Origin of the sequence: Serratia sp. S4, assembly GCF_000347995.1 — a bacterium.
Taxonomy (GTDB): domain Bacteria; phylum Pseudomonadota; class Gammaproteobacteria; order Enterobacterales; family Enterobacteriaceae; genus Serratia; species Serratia quinivorans.
In genome coordinates, this window is sequence record NZ_KB661120.1 from 3,861,257 (window position 1) to 3,875,123 (window position 13,867).

At 54.8% G+C, this 13,867-nt stretch carries 16 protein-coding genes; 7 read left to right on the forward strand and 9 right to left on the reverse strand.

Annotated features, from left to right (window positions below):
- Positions 1 to 117 precede the first annotated feature (117 nt).
- Positions 118 to 1,170, reverse strand: a complete 1,053-nt coding sequence (bamC, locus tag SERS4_RS0118715) for an outer membrane protein assembly factor BamC (RefSeq protein WP_017893621.1) — start codon at positions 1,168 to 1,170, stop codon at positions 118 to 120.
- A 16-nt stretch (positions 1,171 to 1,186) separates the two neighbouring features.
- Positions 1,187 to 2,068 (reverse strand): 4-hydroxy-tetrahydrodipicolinate synthase, encoded by an 882-nt coding sequence (gene dapA / locus SERS4_RS0118720; RefSeq protein ID WP_012146221.1) that lies wholly within the window; start codon positions 2,066 to 2,068, stop codon positions 1,187 to 1,189.
- Between the two features lie 110 nt (positions 2,069 to 2,178).
- Here dapA and SERS4_RS0118725 point away from each other — a divergent pair, with 110 nt between their 5' ends.
- Together SERS4_RS0118725 and bcp are read left to right on the forward strand one after the other, a co-directional pair.
- Positions 2,179 to 2,784: a glycine cleavage system transcriptional repressor gene (locus SERS4_RS0118725; RefSeq protein ID WP_197724626.1), complete on the forward strand. Its 606-nt coding sequence runs from the start codon at positions 2,179 to 2,181 to the stop codon at positions 2,782 to 2,784.
- A gap of 2 nt (positions 2,785 to 2,786) precedes the next feature.
- Entirely contained in the window at positions 2,787 to 3,251 is a 465-nt protein-coding gene (bcp, locus tag SERS4_RS0118730; protein ID WP_012146223.1) for a thioredoxin-dependent thiol peroxidase, read from the forward strand.
- 49 nt (positions 3,252 to 3,300) lie between these two features.
- Here the strand turns inward: bcp and SERS4_RS0118735 are convergent, their stop codons facing one another.
- Positions 3,301 to 4,371, reverse strand: a complete 1,071-nt coding sequence (locus SERS4_RS0118735; protein ID WP_017893624.1) for an AI-2E family transporter — start codon at positions 4,369 to 4,371, stop codon at positions 3,301 to 3,303.
- A gap of 168 nt (positions 4,372 to 4,539) precedes the next feature.
- A complete protein-coding gene (locus SERS4_RS0118740) occupies positions 4,540 to 5,157 on the reverse strand; it encodes a LysE family translocator (RefSeq protein ID WP_012146225.1) in 618 nt (205 codons plus the stop codon).
- A 193-nt stretch (positions 5,158 to 5,350) separates the two neighbouring features.
- Between SERS4_RS0118740 and SERS4_RS0118745 the strand changes: the two genes are divergently transcribed.
- Positions 5,351 to 5,812, forward strand: a complete 462-nt coding sequence (locus SERS4_RS0118745; protein ID WP_017893625.1) for an Lrp/AsnC family transcriptional regulator — start codon at positions 5,351 to 5,353, stop codon at positions 5,810 to 5,812.
- A gap of 45 nt (positions 5,813 to 5,857) precedes the next feature.
- Here the strand turns inward: SERS4_RS0118745 and SERS4_RS0118750 are convergent, their stop codons facing one another.
- Together SERS4_RS0118750 and SERS4_RS0118755 are read right to left on the reverse strand one after the other, a co-directional pair.
- On the reverse strand, positions 5,858 to 7,066 hold the full coding sequence (locus SERS4_RS0118750; protein WP_017893626.1) for an NAD(P)/FAD-dependent oxidoreductase: 1,209 nt from the start codon (positions 7,064 to 7,066) through the stop codon (positions 5,858 to 5,860).
- Between the two features lie 147 nt (positions 7,067 to 7,213).
- Complete coding sequence (locus SERS4_RS0118755) at positions 7,214 to 7,756, reverse strand: Rrf2 family transcriptional regulator (RefSeq protein ID WP_017893627.1); 543 nt, start codon at positions 7,754 to 7,756, stop codon at positions 7,214 to 7,216.
- A gap of 349 nt (positions 7,757 to 8,105) precedes the next feature.
- Between SERS4_RS0118755 and SERS4_RS0118760 the strand changes: the two genes are divergently transcribed.
- Both SERS4_RS0118760 and arsC read left to right on the forward strand, forming a co-directional pair.
- The gene (locus tag SERS4_RS0118760; RefSeq protein ID WP_012146229.1) at positions 8,106 to 9,569 is read left to right on the forward strand and encodes a M48 family metallopeptidase; all 1,464 of its coding nucleotides are present in this window, start codon (positions 8,106 to 8,108) and stop codon (positions 9,567 to 9,569) included.
- A gap of 20 nt (positions 9,570 to 9,589) precedes the next feature.
- Positions 9,590 to 9,943, forward strand: coding sequence for an arsenate reductase (glutaredoxin) (gene arsC, locus SERS4_RS0118765; RefSeq protein WP_017893628.1), 354 nt, complete (start codon positions 9,590 to 9,592; stop codon positions 9,941 to 9,943).
- A 51-nt stretch (positions 9,944 to 9,994) separates the two neighbouring features.
- On the opposite strand, the gene hda is transcribed toward arsC, so the two are convergent.
- The gene (hda, locus tag SERS4_RS0118770; protein ID WP_026142482.1) at positions 9,995 to 10,696 is read right to left on the reverse strand and encodes a DnaA inactivator Hda; all 702 of its coding nucleotides are present in this window, start codon (positions 10,694 to 10,696) and stop codon (positions 9,995 to 9,997) included.
- 228 nt (positions 10,697 to 10,924) lie between these two features.
- On the opposite strand from hda, the gene SERS4_RS0118780 reads away from it, so the two are divergent.
- Together SERS4_RS0118780 and SERS4_RS0118785 are read left to right on the forward strand one after the other, a co-directional pair.
- On the forward strand, positions 10,925 to 11,440 hold the full coding sequence (locus SERS4_RS0118780; RefSeq protein WP_012146232.1) for a hypothetical protein: 516 nt from the start codon (positions 10,925 to 10,927) through the stop codon (positions 11,438 to 11,440).
- A gap of 29 nt (positions 11,441 to 11,469) precedes the next feature.
- The gene (locus SERS4_RS0118785) at positions 11,470 to 11,718 is read left to right on the forward strand and encodes a GlsB/YeaQ/YmgE family stress response membrane protein (protein WP_006316897.1); all 249 of its coding nucleotides are present in this window, start codon (positions 11,470 to 11,472) and stop codon (positions 11,716 to 11,718) included.
- Positions 11,719 to 11,767: 49 nt separating this feature from the next.
- Here the strand turns inward: SERS4_RS0118785 and uraA are convergent, their stop codons facing one another.
- Positions 11,768 to 13,060: a uracil permease gene (gene uraA, locus SERS4_RS0118790; protein ID WP_017893630.1), complete on the reverse strand. Its 1,293-nt coding sequence runs from the start codon at positions 13,058 to 13,060 to the stop codon at positions 11,768 to 11,770.
- A gap of 62 nt (positions 13,061 to 13,122) precedes the next feature.
- The gene (gene upp / locus SERS4_RS0118795; protein ID WP_017893631.1) at positions 13,123 to 13,749 is read right to left on the reverse strand and encodes a uracil phosphoribosyltransferase; all 627 of its coding nucleotides are present in this window, start codon (positions 13,747 to 13,749) and stop codon (positions 13,123 to 13,125) included.
- Positions 13,750 to 13,867: the final 118 nt, after the last annotated feature.

The following is a 13,867-nucleotide window of genomic DNA, read 5'->3' on the forward strand; positions in this document are numbered from 1 at the left end:
TCCAATAAAAGAATTATTTAAAAACGCTTCAAGGATGATGGGGTCTATTGTGCCAAATCCGTGACGCAAACGATACCGTATTGAACAAAGAAAAAAGGGGCCGTAGCCCCTTTTCCGTTATTTAACGCTGGTTTTACTGAATGCTGACTGGAATGCCGCAACCAAGCCGTCGTTTTGCGACTGGGTTAATGGCTTCCCTTTAGGATCGATAAATTGCAGGCTGGAACGGTTGTTCAAGTCACCGACCTGCAGTTTGTAATCGCCTTCTTTCAGTTCAGGATCCTTGACGCCCAACGCATCCCAGTCGCTGCTGCTCAGGGATTTGTAGGTCACGGCGACGGTACCCTGCGGACGGCTGCGGTCACCCACTTTCATCCCCAGTTTTTCCAACGCCGCCGGCAGGCGATCCCACACCACGGTGTACGGACCACGCACGACCAACATCGGCAGGCCGGTATCATCCGCGCCGCTCTGCACGTCCAGCGCGCCGAAACGGTTGGCAGACTGGTTGCTCGCCAGGTTGTCCTGCTTGTCCAGGCCTTCGACGATGGTGTTCATCATCATGCCGTTGTAGCGCTGCACTTCGGACGGGTCGGTCACCTGATCGGTTTTGCCCTGCTGCTGCAGGCCGACGGTTTTCACCACCAGCGCCTGCTGGTAACCCTGCTGCTGTACGCTGATCTGGTAGCGGCCTTCGTACTGGTTGTCTTCATCCAGACGGTTCCACTTCACCCAGTCGGTAGTCAGGGTCTGAGTAGCGTCCTGACGTGAGGCTATCGCAATGTTTTTCGTTTGCAGCATGCTGGTAACGCGAGACCACAGGTTCTGGTTCTGCGGGCTGTTTTCAAGCAGCAACGTACCGCTGTCGCCGGCATATTGCGCGCGTGAACCGCTCAGCAATGCCAGTGGCTGTACCGGCGGACGAATATCCAGTTGCTTGCCGACGCCGCCTTTCAGCGTGGTGGCCGGAACATCATAATTACCGCTTTGCACCGGCAGGATCATACCTGCGGGTGCGTTCAGTGGCTTGAGCACCGACGCGTCGAGGTAAGACTCATCGCCGCTAACCTGGCGTTTGTAGCGTTGGTCGGTGGTACAACCGACCAGCATCATAACCAGCGAAATACCCACGACTTTTGCTACCGTCGACTTTTGCAATGAATAAACCATCAAATTTCCCTTAGAGTTACAGCAAACCGGCGCTTTTCAACGCGCGTTCCACTACCGGACGGGCAGCGTCGGTCAACGGCGTCATAGGCAGACGCATCGTATCGGTTGCCATCAATCCCAATGCCTTACAGGCCCATTTCACCGGAATTGGGTTTGCTTCTACAAACAAATCCTGATGCAACGGCATCAAGCGTTGATTTAAGCGGCGTGCCTCAGCAAAGTTGCCCTGTGCTGCCAGCGCGCAAAGTTGCGCCATTTCACGTGCGGCCACGTTGGCCGTCACGGAAATCACGCCCTTGCCACCCAGTTGCATGAAATCCAGACCGCTGGCGTCATCGCCGCTCAGCAAAATGAAATCTTCATCATCAACCAGCACTTGGATCTGACTTACACGACTTAAGTTCCCTGTTGCCTCTTTAACAGCAACAATATTCTTGATTTTTGCCAGGCGCGCAATCGTCGGCGGCAGCATGTCACACCCGGTGCGAGAAGGCACGTTATAGAGGATTTGTGGCAGTGCGGTGCTTTCGGCAATGGCCTTGAAGTGCTGATACAGCCCTTCCTGAGTCGGTTTATTGTAGTAAGGCGTGACAGTCAGGCAACCCACTACGCCGCTATTTTCGAAGCGCTGGGTCAGCGAAATGGCTTCGGCGGTGGCGTTGGCGCCGGTACCGGCGATCACCGGAATACGGCCTGCAGCCAGTTCCAGCGTCTGCAATACCACGTCAACGTGCTCGTCATGGGCAAGCGTTGCAGACTCGCCGGTAGTCCCTACGGAAACGATGGCCGCAGTTCCACTGGCTACATGATAATCAATCAATTTTTTTAGGCTCGCGCGATCGACAGCACCTGTGTCGTCCATCGGCGTAACCAGTGCAACTATACTTCCCGTAAACATTGGCCGTCCCCTCCACAAACAAGTCACTCATGGTACTTTTGCTGCCTATCCAAAAGCAAGCAAACAACGGTGTTGTAAGCGCTTGGCAGGCGGTTTTTTTTATGTTTACCATGGTAACCCCATTGTGCACGACAGGAAGCCCCATTTTGCCTAAGCCAGATGAACACTATCTCGTGATTACCGCGCTCGGTACCGACCGCCCCGGGATCGTCAATGCCATCACCCGCCACGTCAGCAGTTGCGGATGCAATATCGAAGATAGCCGTCTGGCCATGCTGGGTGAGGAGTTCACGTTCATCATGCTGCTTTCCGGTAGCTGGAACGCCATAACCCTGATTGAATCTACCCTGCCGCAAAAAGGGGCGGAGCTGGAACTGCTGATTGTGATGAAGCGCACCAACTCGCACGAGAGGCCGCCGATGCCGGCTACGGTGTGGGTGCAGGTTGAGGTCAAGGACTCCCCGCACATCATTGAGCGTTTTACCGATCTGTTCCACTCCAGCCAGATGAACATTGCCGAGCTGGTGTCGCGCACCCAACCGGCAGAAAGCGACCTGCCGCCCCAGCTTCATATCCAGATCACCGCACACAGCCCTGGCAACGCCGATGCATCAAATATTGAGCAAGCCTTTCATCGCCTATGTACAGAATTGAAAGCACAAGGCAGTATTAGCGTTGTGAACTATCCACAGCATGATGAGAAAGATGGAGAGTAGTGATGACCCCATTGAAAGCCGGTGACACAGCGCCAAACTTTAGTTTGCCTGACCAGGACGGTGAGGAAATTAATCTGGCCGACTTCCAGGGACAACGAGTACTGGTTTATTTTTATCCCAAGGCGATGACGCCGGGCTGTACCGTACAGGCCTGCGGTTTGCGGGATAACATGGATGAACTGAAAAAAGCAGGTGTCGAAGTTCTGGGCATCAGCACGGATAAACCAGAGAAGCTGTCGCGTTTTGCCGAGAAAGAGTTGTTAAACTTCACGTTGTTATCTGATGAGGATCATCAGGTAGCGCAGCAGTTCGGCGTTTGGGGTGAGAAAACCTTTATGGGCAAAACCTATGATGGTATTCACCGCATCAGCTTCCTGCTCGACGGCAAAGGCAAGGTTGAAAAAGTGTTTGATGATTTCAAGACCACCAATCATCACGACATCGTTCTGAGCTATCTGCAGCAATAATTGAACCGAAGCGCAGCAACCTGATCCTGCTGCGCTTCGTTTTTCCCGTTTATTCCGCTTCCGTTTCCACCCGCAGTTCGTCCGGCCAGGCGTGGATCACCGCCTTCACCAGGGTCGCCAGCGGGATAGCGAAGAACACGCCCCAGAAACCCCATAATCCGCCGAAAATAATCACCGACAAAATGATCACCAGCGGATGCAGGTTAACCGCCTCAGAGAACAGAATCGGCACCAGCAGATTCCCATCCAGCCCCTGCACCACCAGATAGGCGACGATCAGCGTCCAGAAGTCGGCACCGACACCCCACTGGAACATCGCCACTACCACCACCGGAATGGTCACCAGCACCGCACCGATATAGGGGATCAGCACCGAGAAACCGACCAACACCGCCAGCAGCAGCGAATAGCGCATATCCAGCACCACGAACACCAGATAGGTCGCGACGCCGACGATCACCATCTCCAGCACCTTGCCGCGAATATAGTTGGTGATCTGCTGATTCATCTCGATCCATACCTGTCCGGCCAGCCCACGATTACGCGGCAACACACGGCGTACCGCGTTGAGCATTTGCTCTTTGTCCTTCAGCAGGAAGAACATCATCATCGGCACCAGGATCAGGTAAATCGCCAGGGTCAGCAGCCCGACCAGAGAAGCCAGTGAGAATTTCACTACCGACTCGCCCATGCCCGACAGACGTCCACGCAGGTTTTCCGCCATCATATCGATGATGCCGGCATCCACCAGCGCCGGATAACGCTTCGGCAGCGTCGCGGCAAAGTTATAGAACTGATTGAGCATCCCCGGCAGATCGGTCATCAGGTTAATGCCCTGCTGCCACGCGGTCGGCGCCACCACAAACACCAGCAGCATTGCGATGCCGGCAAACATGATCATCACCATGCTCGCCGCCCAGTTACGCGAACAACCGATACGTTGCAGGCGTGCGGTCGGCCACTCCAGCAGGTACGCCAGCACTATCGCCACCAACAGTGGGGTCAGAATGCCATGCAGAAAATAGAGGATGAGGAAGCCGACAACCAGGATCACCAACAGCGCGATGGCCTGCGGATCGGTAAAACGACGACGGTACCACTGTAATAACATCTCCAGCATCAGAGAGTGCTCCTAGAGGTTTGACTGGCAGGCATTGCGGTTCCTGTGGTGGGATATTTTTTAACTTATTACTCCCCCCGGTATTAACCGGGGTTCAAGCGTATCGTTGTACCATGCCGGCCATTTGCCATCCAGCTATCACTGTCGAATCATTCTAAATATTCGCCCTCATTTAAGCGCCTGCTCGGCTAACAAGACAACGGCGATGAGGGTCATCGCGATACCGGAAATACGGCTGACAACCCGGGCCGCCTGCGGGCGCGTCTGTAATACTGACTGCGAACCATAACCCACCAGCAGATAAACCAGCCCACAACTGACCAGATGCAGCAGGCCGAGTGCCAGGATCTGCATCGGAATCGACCACAGGGCATGTGGATCGGTGAATTGCGGCAACAGGGCCAGAAATAACAAAAAAACCTTTGGATTCATGCCACTGATGCAAATTCCTTTGCCTGCCCAGCGCATCCATGAATCTGAGCTCTGTTTCTCGGCGGAACTGGGGACCGGAGGATTCAGCAACAGATTGATACCTATCCACAGCAGGTAGGTTGCACCCACGACGGTAAGCCCCGTCAGGATCAGCGGGTTACCGGCAACCAACACGCCGACACCGGCCGCCACTACCACAATCGCCAGCAGATGCCCAAACAGTAATCCGGCGACTGCCGGTACTACCACCCTGCCGCGTATACCCGCCGATATTACGTATGCCCAATCCATGCCCGGCGTGATGACAAACAGAATCGAAACTGCCCAGAAGGCGGCAAAAATGGCCAGCGTCATGACAGATTGCTCCACTGCCGAGATTGTTCTGTTATGCGTATTTTCACCTGACTTTCCTCATCATAGGGCCTGCAAACCGCGTTAAGTGCGATCGGCCCCGGCCGCTTAATTATTGGAAAGAATATCTTTAGGGCGTTAAAATGTGCTGCCAATGACTTGCCTGAAAACTACAAATTTTGGGAAATTCTTCTAAATGGATAAGATAGACCGCAAAATTCTTGCCGAACTACAAACTGATGGGCGACTTTCTGTCACCGAACTGGCCGAACGTGTCGGGCTTAGCGTTTCGCCCTGCCACCGCCGGGTGAAGGCTCTGGAAGAATCAGGGGTGATCAGGGGCTATCGCGCCCAGCTTGAACCCACCAGCCTGGGGTTTAACTTTTCCGCATTGGTTTTCGTCACCATGAGAGAAGGCGATCGCCATGCCGTCGCCGCCTTTGAGGATGCGATGACCGATATTCCTCAGGTGGTTCAGGCGCAAAGGCTGTTCGGTGACCCCGATTACCTGCTGCATGTGATCTCCCGCGATCTGCCCGCTTTCCAGCAGTTGTATGACGAGAAGCTCTCTGCCCTGCCCGGCGTTCAGCGCCTCAGCTCCACGCTGGTGATGAAAACCGTGGTGCCGGAGCGCTCTTTTTTACCCCTGGGGAAATAACAACGGGAGCGTTTCCGCTCCCGTTGGATACTTAAGACTCAAGCCTTAAGGCACAATCACAAAATCTGGATTGGCGACGGCAAACAAAGCATCGCGATCCGCCGCCGGTGGGTAAATCCACTGGGTGTTGATTTCCTGTTTGATCTTTTTGCCCTCTGCACGTGTGAATAGCACCTGGCGATCCCAGCCTTCGGTGTAAAGCGCACCCCAGGCACCGAGATCGAGGCAAGTCACATACTTGGGTTGGCTATAAGGGTGCAGCGGCAATCCCACCAGTTCCGCTGCGGCATTGTGCCCGGCAACGCGTCCCAGGCTCATCGCATGCTGGCAGGTCATCAGATTATGGTTGCCCAACGCGTCGGTCGCTGCCTTGACCGTATCTCCGGTAACAAAAACGCCAGCCGCCGCCGGCGCATGCAAGAAGGCATCGCCGACAATGCGACCAGAGCCGTCGCGCTCACCCGGAATTTGAGCGACCAATGGATTTGCCCGTACACCGGCAGCCAATATCACCGTGTTGGCTGCAATACGCTCACCGCTCGACAGCGTGACGCTGTCAGCATCGATCGCCGTCACGCGCATCCCGGCCCGTGGCTCAACGCCGCATTCTTCCAATGCTTGTCGGATCACCACGCCAGGTTCGGCCCCCATACCCGCCCCCACTTCCGCCGCAGTATCAACAATCACCACGCGGATGTTCGCTTCGCTGCCCAGAATGGCACGCAGGCGCATTGGCATTTCGGCGGCGCTTTCCAACCCGGTTAGCCCACCACCGACCACCACCACGGTGTTACGCGCCGGGGTTTCCGGTTGTGCCGCCAATGCCTTCAAATGCGCATCCAGTCGTTGCGCGCTTTGCAGCGTATCCACATTGAACCCATGCTCGGCGAAACCGGCAACCGGTGGAACAGAAAGCTGGCTACCGGTCGCCAGAACCAAACGGTCATAATCCAGCTGGAGCTTTTTCCCCTCTGCGTTTTCCACCACCAGCGTCTGGTTTTCGCTGTCTATCTGCTCAACCAAACCGGCCAAATGGCGAACGCCAATAGCGGCGAGCTGTGCCGAGATATCCGGGCTTATGTTCTCCAGCACCGCTTCATACAAGCGTGGACGAATGGTGACATTCGGCGTCGGCGAAACCATCGTGACTTCGATCTCCCCTTCCTTACCGGCCTGCGCTATCGCTCGCATGGCGGAAACTGCAGCCCAAAAACCAGCAAAACCAGAACCGGCGATCACTATTTTTTGCGTCATGGAATAACTCCTTCCTACAGGTTTAATCAGATGCCCGTACTATTTTCCAGGCGAGTGGCGCCGTTCCGCTGCCTGTTAAAAGGGTGCAGAAGGGCTACCGCCTGTGGCACACAGGCGGGGAAAAGAATCAGAGAAACTGCTGAGACGTTATTTAGGCTTGGTGCGGGCCGATTTGCCGCTGCGGGTGGTACGTTCGCTCATGCGCTCATCCATCCACAGGTTGACCTCACCAAAGAAACCCTCTGGCGCCTTGCGCCCGAAACGAGTGGCGACGGCCCCCAGAGTTTGTACCGCCAGTGCATCGCGCATGGCCTTTTCGGCCTGCAGCATCACTGCATGGATCGCACACTTGCCGGACAGCGCCCAGTCGGGTGGGTTGTCGTCAAAAACCGCGCAACGGCCGCGCACTTCCTGGCAATCGAACAACGGCTTGTGCCCTTCAATGGCATCGATGATCTCCAGGAAAGTGATCTCATCCGCCGGACGGGCCAACCGATAGCCGCCGCGTACGCCTTCGCTCGCGGCGACGATCCCCGCTTTCTCCAGCTTGGGGAAAATTTTGGCCAGGAAACTCGGTGAGATCCCCTGCAGTTCGGCAAGCTCACGGCTGCTGAGCGCGCGCTGATTGTCGCCGACTAACCAAAGCAGGCAGTGAATGCCATATTCAACGCTGGTAGTGATGTAAGCCATATTGGATTTGAGGTGCACCTATGAATTCAATAACACAGACTATATTAGTCCACGTTTATCCTGTCAATTAAAACGCGGACAAACTTTGTCTTTGTTTTGTCTAATGACCCGAATGGCAATATTGAGAAATGAAAAATAAAGCATTTCTGGTCGAATATTGCCGAACAGAAGTTTCATTGTCGCATCCGGCTGACTATGATGTTAACTGCCAACCGGCCGCCGCAACGCGTGCATTTTTTGTGAGCCAACACGCTTTCGCACTGATTGTTTTAGCGAGTCCGGCAGGGAACAAGAACTCTTAGGTGATGCTGACGTCTTAGAAATGACTATTTAAGGGAAACGCCTGACTATGACCACCCGGTTGACCAAAACAGCGATTGCAGTACTGTTGCTTGGCACGCTCAACGCCACGGCGCCGGTGCTGGCGGAAACCCAGGATCAACTGCCGGATATGGGCACCTCTGCGGGCGGTACCCTAAGCATTGGCCAGGAAATGGCCATGGGGGATTTCTACGTGCGTCAGCTTCGCGCCAGCGCACCGCTGATCAATGACCCGTTGCTGACTCAATATATTAACCAGTTGGGCAACCGGCTGGTGGCAAGCGCCTATTCGGTGCGTACGCCATTCCATTTCTATCTGGTGCGTAACGACGAAATCAACGCCTTCGCCTTCTTCGGCGGCAACGTAGTGCTGCACTCTGCCCTGTTCCGCGAAACCGACAACGAAAGCCAGCTGGCTTCGGTGCTGGCGCATGAAATCTCGCACGTGACCCAACGCCACCTGGCGCGGGCTATGGAAGACCAGCAACGCAATGCCCCGCTGACCTGGGTCGGTGCCCTCGGTTCAATCCTGCTGGCGATGGCCAACCCTACCATGGGCATGGCGGCGCTCAGCGGTACCCTGGCCGGTACCCAACAGGGCATGATCAGTTTTACCCAGTCGAACGAACAGGAAGCCGACCGCATCGGCATTCAGGTATTGCAACGTGCCGGATTTGATCCGGAAGCCATGCCTGACTTCTTGCAAAAACTGTCTGACCAGTCGCGCTACGCGTCTAAACCACCGGAAATGCTGCTGACCCACCCATTGCCTGACAGCCGCCTGTCTGACGCACGCAACCGCGCCAACCAGATGCCCAAGCATCTGGTGCAGTCCACCCAGGATTACCTGATGGCCAAAGTGCGCTCTCTGGGGATGTACAGCTCCGAAGGTTACGGGCTACGCGAAGAACTGCTCGATACCTACAGCAAAGGCAATATCCGTGAGCAGGCCGCCGCCAAGTATGGCCGCGCCATTTTGTTCTATGAGGCGAAGAAATATGACGACGCCCGTAACATCATTCAGCCACTTCTGACGCAAGATCCAAAAAACGTCTGGCTGCTCGACCTGATGACCGACATCGATCTCGGTCAGAAACGTGCGCCGCAGGCCATCGCTCGTCTGCAGGCCGCCAATGCGGCCCAAAGCAACAATCCGGTGCTGCAGCTCAACCTGGCTAACGCCTATGTTGAAGGCAACCAGCCGGCTCAGGCATCCAAAATTCTTAACCGTTATACCTTCGCCCACCCTGACGATCCCAATGCCTGGGATCTGCTGGCCCAGGCCAGTGCCGCGCAGGGGTTGCGCGATGAAGAACTTTCCGCCCGCGCTGAAAGCCTGGCGCTAACCGGCCGTCTCGATCAGGCCATAGGCCTGCTCAGCAATGCCAGTTCATTGCAAAAACTCGGCAGTCTGAAACAGGCGCGCTATGATGCGCGCATCGACCAGTTGCGCCAATTGCAGGAGCGGTTCCGCCAGTACCAGCGCAGCTGATTTTGAAAAGGATGAGTTAATTGAAAAACGTCACTATTTACCACAACCCGCGCTGCTCAAAGAGCCGCGAAACCCTGGCGCTGCTGGAACAGCATGGCGTAACCCCTGAAGTGGTGCTGTACCTGGAGACACCACCGTCGGTGGAGCAGTTGAAAAAACTGTTGAAGGAACTGGGTTTCACTTCGGCACGCGAGCTGATGCGCAAGAAAGAAGATCTGTACAAGGAATTGAAACTGGCGGATGAAAGCCTGAGCGAAGCCCAATTGTTAGCGGCCATGGTGGCGAATCCGAAGCTGATCGAACGCCCTATTGTGGTTAACGGCAACAAGGCGCGTATCGGCCGACCGCCGGAGCAGGTGCTGGAGATTCTGTAAACGTGATAGTGGGCACTGATTACGGTGCCCAAAATTTTCGAAGTGAAGCTGTTACAGCCCCAGGATCTCTTTCACAAACGGGATGGTCAGCTTGCGCTGGGCGGTGATTGAAGCATGATCGAGTTGATCCAGCGTCATAAACAGCGTGCGCATTTCGCGATCCAGGCGTTTCAACAGGAAACGGCCCACGTCCTCCGGCAATTCAAAGCCGCGCAGTTTGCCACGCAGTTGCAGCGCCAGCAGTTTCTCTTCATCCGACAGTGGTTGTAACTTGTAGATTTGCCCCCAGTCCAGGCGTGAAGCCAGATCGGGCAAATGGAGATTCAATTGGCGTGGCGGGCGATCGCCGGTAATAAACAGGCGCGTACGGCCGGTTTCCAGAATGCGGTTGTAGAGATTGAAGATGGCCATTTCCCACTCTTCGTCACCGGCAATGCATTCGATATTATCGATACACACCAGGGCCAGCTGCTCCATGCCATCCAATACTTCAGGCACGAAATAGGCTCGCTTATCCAGTGGCACATAGCCTACGGCCTCGCCACGCAGCGAAAGCTCCGCGCAGGACGCATGCAACAAGTGGCTGCGCCCACCACCCTCGCGTGACCAGAAATAGATATAGCTGCCATGTTCCTGACGAACGGCAGACTGGATCGCGCTCAATAGGGATGGGTTCTCCCCCGGATAAAAACTGGCAAAAGTTTCATCATCGGGAAGATAAAGTGGCAGTGAAAGCTGTGCCGGCGTATTCAGAAAAGCACCTCAACCAAAACTGGCAGGAAAACGCGGTAAGTCTACCACAGAAAGCGGGCTCTGTTGAACCGGCAGGATTTTATGCCGTAATAGTGAACAAAGGCGCCTGAGAAAGCCAAGCTCCCCAAGGGGGGCATGGGTAAAATTTGTATTTTATCCAAGACTTATCCTAGTATAGAAAGGCGAAACGCAGTTACCATAAACAAGGTTTCTACAAGGATATAGACGATGAAAGTATGGAATAAAGTGCTTTTGGCTTCACTCATTGGGCTAGTGCTTGCCGGTTGTGATGACTCATCCAAGGTCGACGCCAATCTTGAAAAAGCCAAAGACAGCGCAGAGCAAATGAAAGACGCCGCCCAGAAAAAAGCGGACGATCTGACTGATAAAGCCGCAGCCGTGGCCAAGGACATCAAGAAAGAGGCTACCACTCAGGCGGACCAGCTTAAAGACAAGGCCTCGGCGATTAAAGACGATGCCAGCAAGCAGGCGGATGCCATCACCAATGATGCCAAAGCCAAGGCCGATGCCATCAAAGACGACGCCAGCAAACAAAGCCAGCAGTTGGTCGATCAGGCCAAAGCCATTAAGAACGACGCCATTAATGGTGCCAACGACCTGACCGAACAGGCGAAAGCGAAAACCGAAGCGATTAAAAATAGCGCTGAGAATAAAGCAGAAGAATTAAAAAGTGATGCCGATGCTGCAGGAGCAAACAGTACTCAGCCGGCGACACAACAATAATTAGTTGATATCAAAGAAAGGAGCAGTCAATGGGAATTATTTCCTGGATCATCTTCGGCCTGATCGCCGGTATTTTAGCCAAGTGGATCATGCCGGGCAAAGACGGTGGCGGTTTTATCCTGACCATAGTGTTGGGTATTGTCGGCGCCGTGGTTGGGGGCTATATCAGCACCTTCTTTGGCTACGGCAGAGTGGACGGTTTCAACTTCGGCAGCTTCGTGGTGGCAGTGATTGGTGCCATCGTGGTGCTGTTTGTTTACCGTAAAATCCGCAGCTAATTATTGCGTATGAATAAAACGGGCAGCCCATGGGCTGCCCGTTTTTTATTCATTTTTTCTGTTCGGCAGGTTCATCCGGCTCTTCGAGCACGACCTCTTCCTTGCGGTACAGGCTGATCACCTTAAACAGCAGGCTGAGACCGATGCCAACAATGGTCGCCAACGCCATGCCTTTCAGCTCGGCGGCACCGATATGCACCTTGGCACCGCTGACGCCGATAATCAGGATCACCGACGTCAGGATCAGGTTCTGTGCCTTGTTGTAATCCACCTTGGATTCGATCAGCACGCGAATACCGGACGCGCCGATCACCCCGTACAACAGCAGAGATACACCGCCCATAACCGGCACCGGCACCGCCTGAATGGCCGCCGCCAACTTACCAACGCAGGAAAGCAGGATCGCCAGAACCGCCGCGCCACCAATCACCCAGGTGCTGTAAACCTTGGTGATGGCCATCACGCCGATATTCTCACCGTAGGTAGTATTTGGCGTTGAGCCGAAGAAGCCGGAGATGACCGTCGAGATACCGTTGGCAAACATGGAACGGTGCAAACCAGGGTCACGCAGCAAATCTTTTTTCACGATATTGGCCGTCACCACCAGATGGCCGACGTGCTCGGCGATCACCACCAGCGCCGCGGGCAGGATGGTAAAGATGGCAAACCATTCAAAACGTGGCGTGTAGAAAGTCGGCAGTGCAAACCAGTGCGCTTCGCGGATCGGGGTTAAATCCACCACGCCCATAAAGAACGACAGCGCATAACCCACCAGCACACCAATCAATATCGGGATAATTGCCAGAAAACCGCGGAACAGCACTGAGCCGAGGATCGTCACGCCCAGCGTCACCAGGGAAATGGTTACGGTCGAGGTATCCGCGCTGACGCCGTCGGCTGGCAGCAGGCCCGCCATATTGGCCGCCACGCCCGCCAATTCCAGACCTATAACCGCGACAATCGCCCCCATCGCCGCCGGCGGGAATATCACGTCCAGCCAGCCGGTACCGGCTTTTTTGACCAGCAGCCCCACCAGGCAGAACAGCACCCCACACATGATAAATCCGCCCAACGCCACTTCATAACCCAATGGCAGCAGCAACAGTACCGGGGAGATAAAGGCAAAGCTGGAACCGAGATAGGCTGGGATCTTGCCCTTGCAGATAAACAGATACAGCAACGTGCCGATGCCGTTAAACAGCAACACCGTCGCCGGGTTGATCTTGAACAGGATTGGCACCAGCACGGTAGCACCAAACATGGCGAACAGATGCTGGAAGCTGAGCGGAATGGTCTGCAGTAGCGGCGGGCGTTCACTGACGCCGATGACGCGACGTGTCATGGGGTTTTTCCTCTAATTATTTTCCGGTCAAAAAAAAGCCGACTCATCGTCGGCTTCAATTTTTATTTGGTACCAAATATCTTATCGCCCGCATCACCCAGGCCCGGCACGATGTAGCCCTTGTCATTCAGGCATTGATCGATAGAAGCGGTGTAGAGTTCGACGTCCGGGTGCGCTTTCTCCAGCGCAGCGATACCTTCCGGTGCCGCGACCAGTACCAGCACCTTGATGCTGTTGCAGCCGGCTTTCTTCAGCAGATCGATAGTGGCGATCATCGAGCCACCGGTCGCCAGCATCGGGTCAACCACCAGCGCCAGACGCTCTTCGATGTTGGAAACCAGCTTTTGGAAATAAGGTACCGGCTCCAGGGTTTCTTCGTCACGGTAAACGCCAACCACGCTGATGCGCGCGCTAGGGACGTTTTCCAATACCCCTTCCATCATGCCCAGACCGGCACGCAGGATAGGTACGACGGTAATTTTTTTCCCTTTAATCTGGTCAATTTCAACCGGACCACACCAGCCATCGATGGTCACTTTCTCCGTTTCCAGATCGGCGGTCGCTTCATAGGTCAGCAAACTACCCACTTCCGAAGCCAGCTCACGGAAGCGTTTGGTGCTGATGTCATTTTCACGCATCAGACCAAGCTTGTGTTTCACCAGCGGGTGTTTCACCTCAACGATCTTCATCATTTTTCTCCTATTAAGGTGGTTGACGGCCAAAAAAATCGCCGGATTATACCTCCTTTTGCCGACTGCGCCACCCACAATAGCCCGATCGGGATCAACAAAAGATTGAATAACAGTA

Bases quoted from the DNA above. Each gene is read 5' to 3' on its own strand.
- bamC (WP_017893621.1), bottom strand. From the start codon at position 1,170: ATGGTTTATTCATTGCAAAAGTCGACGGTAGCAAAAGTCGTGGGTATT.
- dapA (WP_012146221.1), bottom strand. From the start codon at position 2,068: ATGTTTACGGGAAGTATAGTTGCACTGGTTACGCCGATGGACGACACA.
- SERS4_RS0118725 (WP_197724626.1), top strand. From the start codon at position 2,179: ATGGTAACCCCATTGTGCACGACAGGAAGCCCCATTTTGCCTAAGCCA.
- bcp (WP_012146223.1), top strand. From the start codon at position 2,787: ATGACCCCATTGAAAGCCGGTGACACAGCGCCAAACTTTAGTTTGCCT.
- SERS4_RS0118735 (WP_017893624.1), bottom strand. From the start codon at position 4,371: ATGCTGGAGATGTTATTACAGTGGTACCGTCGTCGTTTTACCGATCCG.
- SERS4_RS0118740 (WP_012146225.1), bottom strand. From the start codon at position 5,157: ATGACGCTGGCCATTTTTGCCGCCTTCTGGGCAGTTTCGATTCTGTTT.
- SERS4_RS0118745 (WP_017893625.1), top strand. From the start codon at position 5,351: ATGGATAAGATAGACCGCAAAATTCTTGCCGAACTACAAACTGATGGG.
- SERS4_RS0118750 (WP_017893626.1), bottom strand. From the start codon at position 7,066: ATGACGCAAAAAATAGTGATCGCCGGTTCTGGTTTTGCTGGTTTTTGG.
- SERS4_RS0118755 (WP_017893627.1), bottom strand. From the start codon at position 7,756: ATGGCTTACATCACTACCAGCGTTGAATATGGCATTCACTGCCTGCTT.
- SERS4_RS0118760 (WP_012146229.1), top strand. From the start codon at position 8,106: ATGACCACCCGGTTGACCAAAACAGCGATTGCAGTACTGTTGCTTGGC.
- SERS4_RS0118780 (WP_012146232.1), top strand. From the start codon at position 10,925: ATGAAAGTATGGAATAAAGTGCTTTTGGCTTCACTCATTGGGCTAGTG.
- SERS4_RS0118785 (WP_006316897.1), top strand. From the start codon at position 11,470: ATGGGAATTATTTCCTGGATCATCTTCGGCCTGATCGCCGGTATTTTA.
- uraA (WP_017893630.1), bottom strand. From the start codon at position 13,060: ATGACACGTCGCGTCATCGGCGTCAGTGAACGCCCGCCGCTACTGCAG.
- upp (WP_017893631.1), bottom strand. From the start codon at position 13,749: ATGAAGATCGTTGAGGTGAAACACCCGCTGGTGAAACACAAGCTTGGT.